The organism is Streptococcus sp. CCUG 71758, from assembly GCF_011714815.1.
Classification (GTDB): Bacteria; Bacillota; Bacilli; order Lactobacillales; family Streptococcaceae; genus Streptococcus; species Streptococcus halitosis.
In genome coordinates this window covers 104464-120639 of record NZ_RXXO01000001.1, presented here as the reverse complement: position 1 = coordinate 120639, position 16176 = coordinate 104464, and the positions used below count along the sequence as shown (strand labels likewise).

The window sequence follows — 16176 nt, the reverse complement described above, 5'->3', positions numbered from 1 at the left end:
AGTTGATTATATTAATTATCTACACGGACAGGCCAGGAAGAACTTCATTCTAGGAAATGGGCTAGTAAATTTTCCCATGATAAAACGCATAATATCAAAGCACTTGAACTCTTGATACTATGCGTTTTTATGATTTTAGTGACCTTTCTCAGTCTCTTTCTGATTATTTCGCTTCAAATCCTTCTGCAACTGCATCCGCAAAGTTTTCTTCTACGATGCTTGCACAGTGGTCGCAGATGACTGCATGATAGCTGCGTTCAGCAGTAGTTGGATCGATACGACGGCAACGATCACAGACTTCACCCGCAGCGCGTTCAACTGTGAAGGCAACATCCTCAAAGCTAACTGCGCCTTCTGGAGCTAGTCCTTCTGCAATAGTCAATTCTGACACAATCAAAAGTTGAGCCACATTGCTATCCACCGCTCCAAGAAGAGTTTTCACAACTTCGTTTGGATAAACTGTCAAGTGAGCTTCAAGTGATTTACCGATTACTTTTGCATTACGAGCTTCTTCCAAGGCTTTTTGAGCTTGTCCGCGGAAGTCCATGAAGGCTGCCCAGGTATCCAAGATTTCTTCTTGATTAGCAAAAGTTTCCGCTTCTGGCAATTCTGACAATTGAACGAATTCCTCTTCTTCAAACTCAAGATATGACCAGATTTCTTCTGCAGTGTGAGGAAGGATTGGTGTCAAGAGTTTGGTGATTTTCACAAGAATATCATAGAAAACAGTCTGCATTTGACGACGTTCAAGTGATTTGGCACCTTCGATGTAAACAACATCTTTAGCGAAGTCAAGGTAGAAGGCAGACAAATCAACGTTAATAAAGTTCACCAAGGCCTTGTAGATTGTCAAAAATTCAAAGTCAGCATAGGCATCACGAATGGTCTTAACAAGCTGGTTAAAGCGGATGGTCATGTACTTATCAACTGAACGAAGCTCATCGTAGGCTACTGCGTCTTGAGTTGGGTTAAAGTCAGAAGTGTTGGCAATCAAGAAACGAAGGGTGTTTCGGATCTTACGGTAAGTTTCAGAGACTTGGCTCAAGATATCCATAGAGATACGCACGTCGTTGCTTGAGTCTACACTTGTTACCCAGAGACGCAAGATTTCCGCACCAAATTGTTTTTCAACATCGCTTGGAGCAATGGTATTCCCAAGAGATTTAGACATCTTCTCACCTTTACCGTCAAGGGCAAATCCTTGTGACAAGATTTGTTTGTAAGGAGCAACGCCATGGTTAGCAACAGATGTGATAAGTGATGAGTTGAACCAACCACGGTATTGGTCAGAGCCTTCTAAGTAGAGGTCTGCTGGGTATTTGAGTTCTGGACGGTTGACCACTACTCCATTCCATGATGAACCTGAGTCAAACCATACGTCCATGATATCTGTTTCTTTCTTGAACTCGCCATTTGGTGAACCTGGATGAGTAAATCCTTCTGGCAAGAGGTTCTTAGCATCACGTTCCCACCAGATGATAGAACCGTGTTCCTCAAAGAGTTGAGCTATATGTTCAATAGTCTCAGCTGTCATGATTGGTGTTCCGTCTTCAGCATAAAAGATAGGAAGTGGAACTCCCCAAGCACGTTGACGAGAGATAACCCAGTCGCCACGATCACGAATCATGTTGTAAAGACGAACTTTACCCCATTCTGAGTGGAACTTCACTTTTTCAATTTCATCCAAGATTTCTTGGCGGAATTTAGATACAGAGGCAAACCACTGTGGAACAGCTCGCCAGATGATTGGTTTCTTGGTACGCCAGTCAAATGGGTATGAGTGAGAAATTTCTTCTTGAGCAAGGAGCAAATCGCCCAGTTTTTCGATAACAGTTGGAACAACCTTGTCGTAGAATTGACCTGCAAATTCAGGGCCGGCATTTTCCATCATAATACCGCGTTCGTTAACTGTTACAGCAACTTCAAGGCCGTTGGCAACACCAACATTGTAGTCGTCCTCACCAAAACCAGGGGCTGTATGGACAATACCAGTACCAGAGTCAGTTGTAACGTGGTCACCGAGGATCACCAACTCATCTACAGCTGTATCCCATGGGTGAGCTGTCACAATTTTATTCAATTCTTGACCACGGTAGGTCGCCAATACCTGAACATCAGCCCAGCCAAATTTCTCAGAAAGACTATTCAGTAATTCTGAAGCAACCACAAACTTACGAGATTCGCCAGCTGGTTGTACCAATACATAATCAATATCTGCTCCAACTGTCAAACCACGAGAAGCTGTGATAGTGAATGGAGTTGTTGTCCATACGACGATATAAGTATCTGTATCTAGGACACCTTTACCATCTTTGACGCGGTTAGCATAGTAAAGGGAAGTTGAAAGCAAGTCATGGTACTCAATTTCCGCTTCAGCAAGGGCTGACTCAGAAGACCATGACCAGTAAACTGGCTTGGCCCCACGGTAGATATAGCCTTTTTTAGCCATTTCACCGAAGACACGGATTTGAGCTGCTTCATAGTCCGGAGTCAAGGTCACATAAGGGTTTTCCCAGTCACCAGAAACACCCAAACGTTTAAAGTCTTCGCGTTGTTTATCTACTTGGGAAAGAGCATACTCGCGGCAAAGTTTCAAGTACTCAACCAAGTCCATTTCTTTACGTTTCACGCCTTGTTTTGCCAAGACTTGCTCGATTGGCAGACCATGTGTATCCCAACCAGGAATATAAGGTGCGTAAAATCCTGACATAGACTTAGAACGAACAATAATATCTTTGGAAATCTTGTTCATGGCATGTCCAACGTGGATATTTCCGTTTGCATATGGAGGTCCATCGTGCAAGGTGAAATGCGGTTTTCCTTGGTTCAATTCTTGACGACGTTGGTAAAGCTTTGCATCTTCCCATTCCTTTTGCCAAACTGGCTCTTTGGTAGGAAGTCCTGCACGCATTGGGAAAGCTGTTTTCCCAAGGTTAAGGGTATCTTTGAGTTTCATGGTATCTCCTTTATAAATATTAACAAATTAAAAACCACGACTTCCAAAAAGGACGAAAATCGTGGTACCACCTTTGTTCGAAAAAAGACAGGGTCTCTTTTCCTCTTTTCCCGTAACGTGGGGAACGTCCAGTCTTACTGTTTTCAGACTGAATTCGTTGAGAGGATAATCTAACGACTAGGGATTGCAGGGCTCACACCATCTCCCGCTCGCTGAAAATATAGTTGGTTAGATTTTGTTCTCACATTTACTTTTATAGGATAAGAACAGATTCTTTGTTTGCATCTTCCTCAGTTGCTGCAGTAGCTTCTACGTCAACTGACTCTTCATGTTGTTCACTTTCATCTGTATGTTGATTTTGTTGAGCTTCAAACTCAGCTAATTCTTTATTTCCAGCCTCGATACGAGCTTGCAATTCAGCAACCTCTTCTGGTGTGAATTGACGAGTCATATCAATTGGCTCTTCCTCTGGTTGAGAAGGAATAGTTTCACCAAGAACTTCACCCACCACTTCTTTAAAGGCTTCATCGCTTGTTTGAAGATACGTTGCTGTTGGGCGAAGAATGTCTTCCCAATCAGATGACTCAACAATAGCCAATTGACTTTCAATCGTAGACTTGAGGCGTTGATGGAATACACGACTCTTGTTCTTCAACTCTTCTGTCTCAACAGCCACTTTCTTAGCGTTATCTGTTGCCTGACGAAGAATTTCATTTGCCTTGTATTTTGCTTCTTCAAGCAAACGCTGAGCGTCTTGTTCAGCTTGTTGAATAATATTGTTTGAACGTTCTTGAGCAGCCTGTTTGACACGCTCCGCAGTATCTTGAGCAATCAAAACTGATTGACTCAAGGAATCTTTCATCTCATCAAAGTAAGACAAACGTTCTTCCAAACTCTTAATGCGTGTCTCTTTATCATGATTGCTACGAACCAAATCTTCATAGTCACGAACAACGATATCAAGAAATTCATCTACTTCTTCTGGGTCAAAACCTCTAAATCTTGTACCAAAGGTTTTATCTTTAATTTCTAACGATGTAATTGGCATACTTTTCCTCACTTACTTAATAATAATTGAATGCTTAATTTTATCTTGTCTTTTTTTGTCTGTCCATTGTCTTTAACAACTTTTAGACGACCAAACTTTCTCACACTGATCAAATCTCCAACGGCAACCTGGTAATCAGATTTTTCAACCAGATGATAGTTCACCTGAACAGATTTTTTCTCAATCAGTTGACTAGTTTGATTTCTAGATAATTTCAAGGCACTTGATAAGAGGGCATCCAATCGAAAACTCGAAACTAAAATTTCTCGTTCTCTAAAGTCAATTTTAGATATAATCCTATCGGTAAAAGGACGTTCCTCCAGCGATACAGGAAGTCTGCCAATCCTTCTTATCCCATCCTGAAAAAGAGGAATAAAATCACGATTGACAAAAATCTGTGCTCTCTTTTCATCTACCAAGATATCACCAAATAATTTACGGTCAATTCCTAGCTGGTTGATGATTGTTCCCAATATTTTTCCATGGCTCAGCTGTTCAAACTTACTCGGATAGCAAATTTCCAACAAGGCCATTTCAAAATCTGATATTTCCGGTTCAAAGTAATCTGGATAGAGAAGAACACGAACCGACTCTGTCGGAAGAAAATCACCACTACTTTGGCAACCCAGTCCATATGTCCCAGCAAGCACCCTTAAAATCTGTTCTTGATGGGGATTGATAAAAGGAGTAAGCACCGGTACATATGTATCTTCTACCCGCCTTATCCACTCTAATCCCTTGTCAATAAAGGGAATATCATCTTGGGAAAAATGCTGATAAATGGATCGATTTACTGTCATAGTAATAGTACTAGTCGTGTTAAGATATTTCCAAGAAACTGGATTAGAATCAGCGCGACCCAAACCGTGAAATCAAGACCAGCAAATTGTAAATTGAGCTTACGAAGTGGCTCAATAACTGGACGAGCAAGTCTGATGACTAAGCGACCTAGTTGACTTTCATAGGCATTTGGAAACCATGAAAGAAGAGCAAATGCAACGAGAATGATGGAGTAAATGCTAACCGCATTTTGAATTAAACGGATTAAGAAAATCATTATCTTGCTCTATTTCGTTTAATATCAAAGCCGAACTCGGCACCTTGTGATTCATCTGGAAGTTTGATATCTTCAATATTCACGATAACGTTGACAGGCGTCAATAGATACATCGTACTCGCAACTTTTTTCATATTTCCAGCCAAGACGTGACGAGCTCCATCCAAGTAATCAAGGCAGCGACGCGCTTGTACTTCTGTCATGTATTGGAAATCAATCAAGATACTTTCATTTCCAGTTAACAAATCAACAATCTCAGTTGCATCCTCATACTTTCTTGGATAACGAACATCAATCGTCACTTTCTCATCTGAGTGATGGTTTTGCTTTGCCAACTCTTGTTGACGAGCATGGAGGCGAGTAATATTCGCATCTTTTACTGAGCCCGGCTGAGCAGATGCTGGTAATTCTTTAGAAGATGAGATGGCTGGGCTAACTGTTTCCTCTTGTTGAGTCTGGTAGTTAGTCACGTCTTCTCCATCTTCTGTAAAATAATCTATAAATTTATCGAATCTATCTTTTAAAGACATAGCTCTCTCCTATTTAAAAAATGCTGTACCGATTCGAACAAAGGTTGAGCCGAACTGAATCGCTTCTTTAAAGTCACGACTCATTCCCATGCTTAGCTCTGTCATCGGCATATTAGGGATTTGTTTTTCTCTAATTTCTGCTTGCAGAGCCTGCGTATCCTTGAAAATTTCTTTCAATTCATCACTGTCTGCCTCAAAAGGAGCCATGGTCATTAAACCAACATACTCAATCTGATCTAACTTAGCCAATTCTGGCAAAAGTTCTAGCAATTCTTCTTTTGAAAACCCATGCTTACTTTCTTCCCCAGAAATATTAACCTGCAAGAAACACTTGATAACATGATCTGTTCTCTTTTGAATTTCCTGGGCTAATTTTAGGGAGTCTAAAGCATGAAAGTAATCCACATATGGGATTACTTCTTTTACTTTCCGTCTCTGTAGTGTTCCTATTAAATGCCAAGTGACTGGGTAATCTTTCAAGGCCTGATATTTTTCTAAAAATTTATCAACCCGATTTTCACCGATATGATAGATGCCAAGCGGAAGCAAAGCTTCCGCTGTTTGTACATCTACATATTTTGTCACTGCGATTACTGAAACAGCATCTAGATTACGGTTGGCTTTTTGACTAGCATCAGCAATTTGCTGAAAAACTAATTCAGTATTTTTTTTCAAATTCATTGATTAACGATTTTTGAAGAATGGAGGTGTATCCAATTCATCCTCATCTTGTGAAACTGGTGTTTCAAAGCGTTCAACTGGTGAAACAACGGGATCTGTTTGGCGAACAATTGACTCACGGCGCAAGTCCCAATCTCCAAAAGCAGATGCTTGGTTGGTTTCAAAGCGACGCGGACTTGATTTAGGCAGTTCTGCTGTCTCTTCCAAGTCGAATTGACGGTCAAATGTGTGTGCTTGTGGAGTTTTAGTTGATGGTCGACCAACTGGTTGGTTGGTAGCAGACCCGACTACTTTTTCTAGTCGTTCTTGACGAACACCTGTCGCTACAACAGTCACACGGATTTCATCCTTCATGCTTTCGTCGATAGATGTTCCAAGCCAGATGTTTACACCTTTGCCAGCTGCTTGATTGACAATTTCTGAAGCTTCTTCTGCTTCAATCAAAGTCAAATCAAGACCACCAGTAACGTTGACAATCACATCCTCTGCACCATCTATAGTTGTTTCAAGAAGTGGAGAGTAAATTGCTTTACGCGCCGCTTCAACAACGCGTTCTTCACCACTACCGATACCGATACCCATAAGGGCATTCCCTTTGTTTGCCATTACAGTCTTCACGTCAGCAAAGTCAAGGTTAATCAATCCTGGGTTCGTGATCAAGTCAGTGATCCCTTGAACACCTTGACGAAGAACGTTATCTGCTTCACTAAGAGCTTCAAGAAGCGGTGTTTTCTTGTCAACAATTTCAAGCAAGTTATTGTTAGAGATAATCAACAAAGTATCAACATGCTCGCGAAGTTCATTGATTCCTTCTACAGCGTACTGACCACGTTTGCTTCCTTCAAATCCGAAAGGACGTGTCACGACACCAACTGTGAGAGCACCAAGATCTTTAGCGATACGTGCAATAACAGGGGCAGCACCTGTACCAGATCCACCACCCATACCAGCAGTGATGAAGACCATGTCTGCACCGCTGATTGCTTCCGTCAAAGCTTCTTCGCTTTCCTCTGCAGCTTTACGTCCAACTTCTGGACGACCTCCAGCACCCAAACCACGAGTCAATTTTGGACCAAGTTGGATAACGGTTTCTGCTTTCGTACTGCTAAGTGCTTGTACATCAGTGTTGGCTGCGATAAATTCTACACCAGCAACACCTTCGTCAACCATGCGGTTGATGGCGTTGCCACCACCACCACCGACACCAATTACCTTAATAACTGCGCCTTGAGCTGCTGCTGTATCAAATGAAAATGTCATAATTTCTTATCCTCTTTTATTCATCAAACATGCTTCCGATTAAACCACGGAAACGTTCTGTTAGCTTCGGTTTACTTTGAGAACTTGCTTGGAATTCTTCCTTTGGAGCAACTGGAGTTTCCTGTACAGTTTCAACTGGAGTTGGCTGCGTTGGGCCTGGTTGCGCCACAGGATTCAAACGTTGATTTGGAATGCCAAAGTTAATTGGTTTTTGACGAAGGAATTCATCTCCTTTAACTGCTTTTTGAGCAAGAAGATTGACTTCAGTCAATTTACCAGCAAACTCAGATAAACTAATTACGTGAGCAAATGCAGGGTTGCGAATTCCAACCTGATTTGGTACATAGAGTTTTACACGAACACCAAATACTTCTTGGGCTAATTCAACAACGCCCGGCAAAATTGCATTTCCACCGATAAGGACGATACCTCCTGGCAAATCCAACAAGTGTCTTCTTTCCAACTCTTGTTTGATTTGGTCAAAGATATGTTTGATGCGTGCTGAGATAATTTCTGCCAAGTAGCTCTCTGTCACTTCAACAGGCTCTACTTCGCCAATTACTTCAACTTGGAAAGTTTCATTACTTGCTAGCGGAACATAAGCTTCACCATAGTTCAGTTTCAAACTTTCTGCAATCTTTTGAGATGTTTTCAAGACTTTAGAGATGTCTTTTGTAACGTAATCTCCACCTTCTTGGTAGATGTTGGTGAATTGCAATTCTTGATTGCGGATAGTCGCTACAGTAGTCTGACCTCCACCCATGTCAATGACAGTCGCACCAAATTCACGCTCGCCTTCATTGAGGACTGAGTTCACAATCGCCAAAGGTGAAATAATCACATTATCAACCTGGATACCTACACGTTCGACCGTCTTGCGAAGATTGTGTAGAATCGTACGAGGACCTGTGTAAAGCAGACCACGCATTTCCAAACGGACACCCATCATACCACGAGGATCACGGATTCCTTGGAAACCATCCACGATGAATTCTTCTGGAATAAAGGTAATCACTTCACGATCAGGAGTCATGCTCTTTGTCAAAGCTGATTTAACAACATCTTCAACATCCTGATCTGTGATTTCTTTTGTATCTGATGTTACAGGAATCATTCCTTGTGTTGGTTCGACCTGCAGAAGATTTACTGGAAGACCAACGTTGACAGACTTGATAGAAATACCTGCTTTCTCTTCTGCCTGTGTGATTGCGGATTTGATTGCCGAAGCAGCCGCTTCAATATCAACAATAATTCCGTCTTTTACACCTTTACTTTTGGCATTACTAACACCAATTACATTTACTTCGCCATCTCTATGCTCAGCAACTAACACCTTAATGGAGCTAGTTCCGATATCTAAGCCTGTAAAAAAACCATCTCTAGTCATTACATCGCATCCTCTCTATCTTCCAAGTTTCTCACTTCTATTTAATAACTATGTTTGGGCATAGCTATTCAAAGAATATTATAACACAAAAAAACTAATCATGCTTAGTTTTTCGTAAATTTCCTGCATGTTTTTTGAGAACATATTAGAAAATTTTTCTTCTGGAAAAAGTTTTTGATGTTCTTGTCAACAATTCGATAATATTTATAACCCATCAAAAAAAGAAGGTCTTTTTAGACCTTCTCTTGAATAAATTCTTCCGATTTTTGCTGTAAAAAAATCTCTAGCAATTTTGCTGTTACGCAAATTGCTATCACGATAACGCTCGAAACAATAAGGTAATTCAAAAGTTGTCCGTGATTTCCAACAAGTGGCGGTCTCGTTAAGAAACCATAATCCCCACTGACAACTAAATTAACAACCCATATCAAAGCGTTCAAGGTGAAGGTAATCACCGCTACATTTTTGAAGCTGAGCAGGGAAGCTTCATAGTTTTTAAACAAGTATAAGAGTGCATTTCCCAAAAGTGCCACATGTCCGATAATGAAGGACAGGATGGTCACGTGTGGAAACGGATAAGGATCAAATAGTGGATACGCCAGAGCTGCTGTTGCTCCAAAGACTCCTAGAAGGGCAAAGTATTGCTTGTACTTAGAGGTTCCCGGGATCAGGAGCAAGACAAACATGGCAACACGGCAATGATAGAAGGGTAAACTTTCTGACAGGGGCAGATGGTTTCCCCAATACCAGCCATACAGAACAATCAGTTGAACAGATTGAAGAATCTGAATAAATCGTTGGTAAGCCACTTTGTCGCGAAAACGATAAGAAGCGTAGAAAGTAAAGGCCAGTAAACATAACAAACCAATATACCAGTGGAGTTCAAACTGGGGCGGTTCTGATATCTGCGTGGTAAATAATTTATCCCACAAATTCATATTCTATTCCTCGTTCATCTAGCTAGAGGCAGTAAAAAATTCACTTTCTCCAGCTTTTAAATTTTTTGAAAAAACTTGATTCTATGCTATTCATAGAACACTTGCGTCTTAAATTCGCAACCTATTATATCATTTGTATTGCAGAAATGCACTTTACAGACACCCTTTTTTGATTTGTCGACTTCTCTAGCATAAACTAATCAACATATTGGTCTCTTTGTCCCTTATAAACCTGCCAAAGAATCTCCATTTGCTCCTTGGTGATGCGTTTTTCAGATAAGACTGGCAATTGGTCAATGGCAAAAAATTGAAGCTCAGCAATTTCTTGATTCTCTTGAAATTGTCCATCAAGAAGCTTACATTCAAAGACAAACTTTGCATATTGTTTGCTCTGCAGTTGGAAACGATTGGTATCAAAAACTGCAAGTAACCTTTCAGCTTTTGCTGTAAAGCCGGTTTCTTCTTCAATTTCTTTAAGAATATTTTCGGTTGGAGAGTAGCCGACTTCACCAAAACCACCTGGCAAAGCCCAACTATCCTCCCCTTTTCCTCTAACTAAACAGACTTTTTCATCCTCAACAATCCAAGCACGGACGTCCATCAGAGGAGTTGCATAAGCGGACGTTGGTTTCAAGACTTCTGCCACTTCTTCTGCATCGAGGTCTGATACCTGATTCAACATTTCAGATAACAGACTTCGCAAGTCCTCGTAGCGCTCACGGTCGAAAGGATCTTTTGTAAAGGTTAATCCAGTATCCGTAATGGCTAGCATTCTTTGCAGATACTTGGTAAAATCACTTGCATTCATTTTCTAAACTTTCTACCAGCTTGGCTAGATTCATGGAGTTAGAGCCTTTGAGCAAAATTTGGTCATTGGCACCGAGTCTTTCCTTAACTTGCTTGACAAGGTCTTCAAATTGATCTTCGCTCGCAGTTTTCTTAAAGTAGAATACATGACCGATTGGGAACATTTGACTAGCCAGTTGTGCCAATTCGGCAATGTCTTCTCCGTAGAAAATAACGGTATCCAGCACATCTGGCGAGAGGCTCAAAATCATCTGGTTATGGAGTTGAACAGACTGGTCACCAAGTTCCTTCATGTCCGCTAAGACAGCGATTTTCTTGCCCCCTTCATTAGCTGGGATGGCAGAGAATGTCTCCAAAATCAACTTCATAGCAGTTGGATTGGCATTGTAGACATCTGACAGGATATCTGCTCCATTGGCTGCTTTCTTCCACTCAGTACGATTACGGGTCAATTCTAGGTTCTGAAAGGCCTGATGAATCTGTTCCTCTGAAACTCCTTCTTGTAGGGCAACATAAGATGCAATCATAGCATTGGTGGCATTGTACTTACCTGTCACTGGCAAATCGAGGGTTTGTTCCAAAAAATTAGCCTTAAAGGTCAGACTATCCTTGCGCTCAATCAAGTCTGTAATTTCCAGCTCTGCTCCTTGCCCAAAACGAACCACCTTTTTATCAGTTGGCAAGTAGTCCTCTACGATAGGGTCAGCTGGAGCCAAGAGCAAGGAACCAGGTGCCATTCCATCTGCAATTTGCATCTTCCCTTTAGCGATTTCCGAACGGTCTTTGAAAAAGGCCAAATGGGCTTCTCCAACCAAGGTCACGATGGCTGTCTTTGGATGAGCCAATTCAGACAAGAGATGAATATCCCCCAAGTGATCCTGCCCCATCTCCAAGACCAACTTTTCTGTCCCCTCAGGCATATGGAGAACTGTGTAGGGAAGTCCAATCTCGTTATTGTAATTGCCTTGAGTTTTGTAGGTCTTGTAGGTTGTTGATAGCAAGTGCGCCAACATATCCTTGGTCGTTGTTTTACCATTTGAACCCGTTACCGCAAAGACATCAACTGCTGTTTTTTCAAGATAGTAGGCAGCTAGGGTTTGAAAGGCAGACAAAACGTCATCTACTAAAATGTAGGGATGATTTGCAACCTCTTTCTCAGACAAGGTTACTGCTGCACCATTTTCAAAAGCTGTTTCGATAAAGTCATGACCATCACGTGCACCTTTGAGGGGCACAAACAAATTTCCCGTCCCAATCAAACGACTGTCAAACTCAGCCTTTTCTAACTGGGCATCCTCAAAGATACTGACATCATTTTTAGCTCCAACAGCTTGGGCGACTTCATGGATTGTTAGTTTCATTTCTACTCCTTTAAAAAGGGTTGAAGTCCGAGAACTCTAATCACCTACAGTGACGATTCTGGCTTCTACCCCTTCTTTCATTTTATAGCAAATGCGCTTCGTGCTTGTTAAAGCTCTCCTTAGCAAGGTCAACCAAACGCTCGATTAGTTCTGGATAGCTGATTCCCATATTGTCCCAAAGTAGTGGGTACATAGACCACTGGGTAAAACCTGGCATGGTATTGAGCTCGTTTAGGAAAACCTCGCCCTTATCTGTATAGAAGAAATCACAACGAGATAGACCAAGGCCACCGATCGCACGGAAGGCAGTTTCTGCATTTTGACGCATGACAGCTACTACATCATCACTAATCTTGGCTGGGATATCCATGGTAATCTTGTTGTCAATATACTTGGCATCGTAGTCGTAGAAAGCAACGTCCTTGACCACTTCACCAGGAAGCGTGCTCTTAACATCGTAGTTTCCCAAGAGACCAACCTCGATTTCACGGGCATTCACTCCTTGCTCAACCAAGACACGGCTGTCATATTGGAAGGCAAGTTCCAAAGCTTGACGGAGTTCTTCTTGGTTTTCAGACTTAGAAATACCGACACTTGAACCCATGTTTGACGGTTTCGTGAAGACTGGATAAGTCAATTTTTCTTCAACTTCAGCGATTTTAGCAGTCACATCATCACCTTCAACGATGGCCACATAAGGAACTTGGGCAATCCCTACAGATTCTAAAACTCGCTTGGTCGTGATTTTATCCATGGCAAGGCTTGATGACAAGATATTGCAGCCGACATAGGGCATTTTCAAAACTTCAAGAAATCCTTGAACAGAACCATCTTCTCCCATCGGACCATGAAGGACTGGGAAGACCACTGCACCTTCTTCGTAGATGGCACTTGGCGCTATTTTCTTGCCCCAGTCAATAGTCGCATTTGTCATGAGACGATCCTCTTGACCTGGAGTCCGGCTAAATTCCTGTGTTTTGATAAAGTCACCTGACTGGCTGATGAAGAAAGTCTTGACTGTGAAACGGTCGTAGTTGACCGCACGCATCACACTTTCAGCTGAAAGGACAGAGACTTCACGCTCTGCACTACGCCCACCGTATAAAAGAATAATCGTTTGTTTCATATTGCTTGTCCTAATTCTAATAGAATGCTCGTTCTTTAGTATATCATATTTGCTTCTTTTTTGAAACTTGAACATGGTACTAGAATTTAAGAAACATAAAAGAGACCTATAACATCAAAGTCGGTCTCCTTAATTTTCTTATAAATAAATTTAGTTCGTAAATTTGTCTACTCCTACAACTCTGTCCGATTTTCAATAGCTCGTAAGAGTGTGACTTCGTCCGCATACTCGATATCTGCTCCCACGGCTAGACCTCGTGCTAGACGAGTGACTTTGATACCAGCTGGTTTGAGCAAACGAGAGAGGTACATAGACGTCGCTTCCCCATCTGCTGTCGCATTGGTTGCCACGATTACCTCTGAAACCTCACTATCCATGAGACGGGTCATGAGGCTCTTGAGATTGATATCGTCTGGACTGATACCATTCATAGGAGAAATGAGACCGTGCAAGACATGATAGAGTCCGTGGTATTCTTGGATATTTTCCATAGCAGCCACATCGCGACTATCCTCTAGCACTAAGATGGTTGTCTGGTCTCGAGTCGGATCTGTACAGATCGAGCAAGGGTCATCATCGGTCAAGCGACCACAGATGGAACAATAGGTCAATTCCCGCTTGGCAGATAGAAGGTTTTTGGCAAATTCATTGACATCATCATCAGACATTCCAATGGTATAGAAGGCGAGACGGGTAGCCGTTTTGATTCCGATACCTGGAAGCTTCGAATAGCTATCAATTAACTTGGCAATAGGTGTTGGATACAGCATAAGTTCCTTTCTAATTCATTGGATGTTGTTGGTTATAGAGGTTGATAATATCTCGTGCAATTGAAGGTCCGACACCATTTGTTAGGTTGGTATTATGAGGAAAGACGACTGCGACCGCGATTTGAGGATTATCAGACGGAGCATAAGCAACTGCGTTGGTATTATTGGCCTTTTGACCACCATTAACATAACTTTCGGCCGTTCCCGTTTTCCCGCTTATGGAAACGGCTGCGCCATTTGAAAAGGCACGACCAGTTGTCAGAGCGCTCGTTCCATGCGAAACTTGATAGAAACCTTGGTGCAAGAGAGCTATATCCGCTTCTGAGATATTGATCTTGTTCAGTTCCTTGGTGGCTGTTTCTTGAACTAGATTGCCTAAGCCACCTTGTTCATTGTTTCCATAAACTCCCTCAACGATGTGAGGAGCCAATCGTACGCCATTGTTTGCAATGGTTGCGACATACTGGGCTAACTGCATAGGTGTGTAGTTATCAAACTGGCCAAAGGCGTTATTAATATAGTTGGCTAAATCAAATTCTTTTGGTGTAAATCCTGTAGATTCATCTGGGAGGTCAATCTCCGTTGAAGCTCCGAGTCCATATTCCCCAAAAGTTGATCGCAATTTGCCCATTGCAGTCTCTAACTGATCAGTTGCGACTATCATATTTGGCTGGTAGGACTGTCCCATGATCCCTAGCGCAGTCTGAACCATGTAGGTATTAGAAGAGTACTCCAAAGCTTCAACTGCTGTGATAGGGAAGGAGCCATAGGATAAGGTATACCATGAATTGATCGGAGCCGAACCTTGGAAAACAATCGGCTGATCTGTCAAGGTTTGATTGCCTGACAAGACCCCATTTTCCCAACCAGAGCTAAGGGTTGCCGCCTTAACGACAGATCCTGGAACAAAGACATTGGTTATCGTTCCAAGCGAATCTGAACTTAATTCACCGGATTCGACATTATGCTTGACACCCGACATCGCTAGAACTGCACCGGTTTTAGGATTGAGGGCTACAGCGTAGACTCCTTCAGAGTATTTAGCTCCACCGTTACCCAACTCTGAGTTGAAGTAGCTCTTGAGTAGGTCATCTACACCATTCTGGAAAGTTAGGTCAATCGTTAGTTTGATGTTGTTTCCTTTGCTTCCTTCTTCGACATTTTCTACACTTTCCATATTTCCGTGTTTGTCAAGGTGGATTTCCTTGACGGAGCGTTTGCCTTGAAGAACATCTTCATATTGCTTTTCAAGATAGGAAGTTCCCACTCGGTCATTGAGAGAATACCCTTTTTTCAAATAAGCGTCCACTTCCTCCGCTGGAAGACCTGATTTTTCACTTGATACACTACCTACAATTGAAGACAAAGAAGTGTCTAGGACTTTCCGATCCCATGAAGTTGAAATACTAATCCCTGGTAATTCCTTGGATGCTGATGCAACGAGAGCAACTTGGGTATCATTCAAGGCATCCGTAGAAATGGTGCCCGTCGCAAAATTTTCAACGGCATTGAGCTGACTAAAGAGATAGATTTCCTTTTTCTGGTCATCTGTATAATTGAGTTGACTCACGTCAATACTTTCAACTGCATTATTGTAGAGAGTTGCTTCTGATAAACGATTTCCATCTGAATCCAGGCGTTTATCACTTGGCAAGGATTCGACTGTTTTTTGTAAACGTCCTGGTCCGCCAAGTAGTAGTCTGCAATCTGACGGTCTGTCAAATTAGGGGAGGTTACATTCACATATGTGAGAAGTTTCTTGGCTGTCTCCTTCAATTCTGCTGCTGTCATTTTATTGTTTCGGGTGAAAGAAACAACCTGCTTGACAGTGTTTTCTACCAAGGGTTTCCCTGCCGCATCATAGATCTGTCCACGAGCTGAACTGGTTGTTACCCTTGTCTGGCTGGCTGAGGCCAATTTTGTTTCATAGAAATCTTTATTGAGCACCTGCATGTATAACAATCGACCAATAATGGCCATAAACAACAGGATAACAATGGCAAACAGTAAATTAAGCCGAATAGGAATCGAATGGCTATTGAATTTTCTCATACAACTAAGACTCTTTTCTAGAAAAATTTCCGATTTTCACCTTTATTTACATATAAAATAATAGAGCAAACAGGTGATGTTCAGTACATTTCATTGTACCATATTTTACGGAGAAACTCTTGGAAAAGTCGAAGCATTTTTTGACTTTCAACTGAAAATGCCTTTTTATTTGGTTATCCTAACTTCTGTGATATAATGATAGT

General features: G+C 41.8%; 13 protein-coding genes and 1 pseudogene. All 14 read right to left on the bottom strand.

Features of this window, described 5'->3' with window-relative positions; translation table 11 throughout:
- Positions 1–163: 163 nt before the first annotated feature.
- Positions 164–2956 carry an isoleucine--tRNA ligase gene (gene ileS, locus EKB01_RS00685; RefSeq protein WP_000768060.1) on the bottom strand — a complete coding sequence of 931 codons (2793 nt, stop codon included), beginning with the start codon at positions 2954–2956 and terminating at the stop codon, positions 164–166.
- A 253-nt stretch (positions 2957–3209) separates the two neighbouring features.
- A complete protein-coding gene (locus EKB01_RS00680) occupies positions 3210–4004 on the bottom strand; it encodes a DivIVA domain-containing protein (protein WP_001123193.1) in 795 nt (264 codons plus the stop codon).
- An 8-nt stretch (positions 4005–4012) separates the two neighbouring features.
- Positions 4013–4804, bottom strand: a complete 792-nt coding sequence (locus EKB01_RS00675; RefSeq protein ID WP_007521218.1) for an RNA-binding protein — start codon at positions 4802–4804, stop codon at positions 4013–4015.
- Positions 4801–5061 carry a YggT family protein gene (locus EKB01_RS00670; protein WP_000576502.1) on the bottom strand — a complete coding sequence of 87 codons (261 nt, stop codon included), beginning with the start codon at positions 5059–5061 and terminating at the stop codon, positions 4801–4803. Before EKB01_RS00670 ends, EKB01_RS00675 begins: the two co-directional genes overlap by 4 nt.
- Entirely contained in the window at positions 5061–5591 is a 531-nt protein-coding gene (locus EKB01_RS00665; protein ID WP_000053358.1) for a cell division protein SepF, read from the bottom strand. The genes EKB01_RS00670 and EKB01_RS00665 overlap by 1 nt, the downstream gene beginning before the upstream one ends.
- Before the next feature lie 9 nt (positions 5592–5600).
- Entirely contained in the window at positions 5601–6272 is a 672-nt protein-coding gene (locus EKB01_RS00660) for a YggS family pyridoxal phosphate-dependent enzyme (RefSeq protein ID WP_007521215.1), read from the bottom strand.
- A gap of 3 nt (positions 6273–6275) precedes the next feature.
- Positions 6276–7532: a cell division protein FtsZ gene (gene ftsZ / locus EKB01_RS00655; protein ID WP_000144258.1), complete on the bottom strand. Its 1257-nt coding sequence runs from the start codon at positions 7530–7532 to the stop codon at positions 6276–6278.
- 16 nt (positions 7533–7548) lie between these two features.
- Positions 7549–8919 carry a cell division protein FtsA gene (gene ftsA / locus EKB01_RS00650; protein ID WP_167265257.1) on the bottom strand — a complete coding sequence of 457 codons (1371 nt, stop codon included), beginning with the start codon at positions 8917–8919 and terminating at the stop codon, positions 7549–7551.
- 233 nt (positions 8920–9152) lie between these two features.
- Positions 9153–9857: a TIGR02206 family membrane protein gene (locus EKB01_RS00645; protein ID WP_007521207.1), complete on the bottom strand. Its 705-nt coding sequence runs from the start codon at positions 9855–9857 to the stop codon at positions 9153–9155.
- A 196-nt stretch (positions 9858–10053) separates the two neighbouring features.
- Positions 10054–10665, bottom strand: a complete 612-nt coding sequence (locus tag EKB01_RS00640) for an NUDIX hydrolase (RefSeq protein ID WP_167265255.1) — start codon at positions 10663–10665, stop codon at positions 10054–10056.
- Positions 10652–12025 (bottom strand): UDP-N-acetylmuramoyl-tripeptide--D-alanyl-D-alanine ligase, encoded by a 1374-nt coding sequence (gene murF / locus EKB01_RS00635; RefSeq protein ID WP_061588646.1) that lies wholly within the window; start codon positions 12023–12025, stop codon positions 10652–10654. The genes EKB01_RS00640 and murF overlap by 14 nt, the downstream gene beginning before the upstream one ends.
- An 82-nt stretch (positions 12026–12107) precedes the next feature.
- Positions 12108–13151, bottom strand: coding sequence for a D-alanine--D-alanine ligase (locus EKB01_RS00630; RefSeq protein WP_061588647.1), 1044 nt, complete (start codon positions 13149–13151; stop codon positions 12108–12110).
- Between the two features lie 173 nt (positions 13152–13324).
- Positions 13325–13921, bottom strand: coding sequence for a recombination mediator RecR (gene recR, locus EKB01_RS00625; protein ID WP_000966754.1), 597 nt, complete (start codon positions 13919–13921; stop codon positions 13325–13327).
- 10 nt (positions 13922–13931) lie between these two features.
- Positions 13932–15973 (bottom strand): annotated as a pseudogene (gene pbp2b, locus EKB01_RS00620) (penicillin-binding protein PBP2B).
- Between the last annotated feature and the right edge of the window lie 203 nt (positions 15974–16176).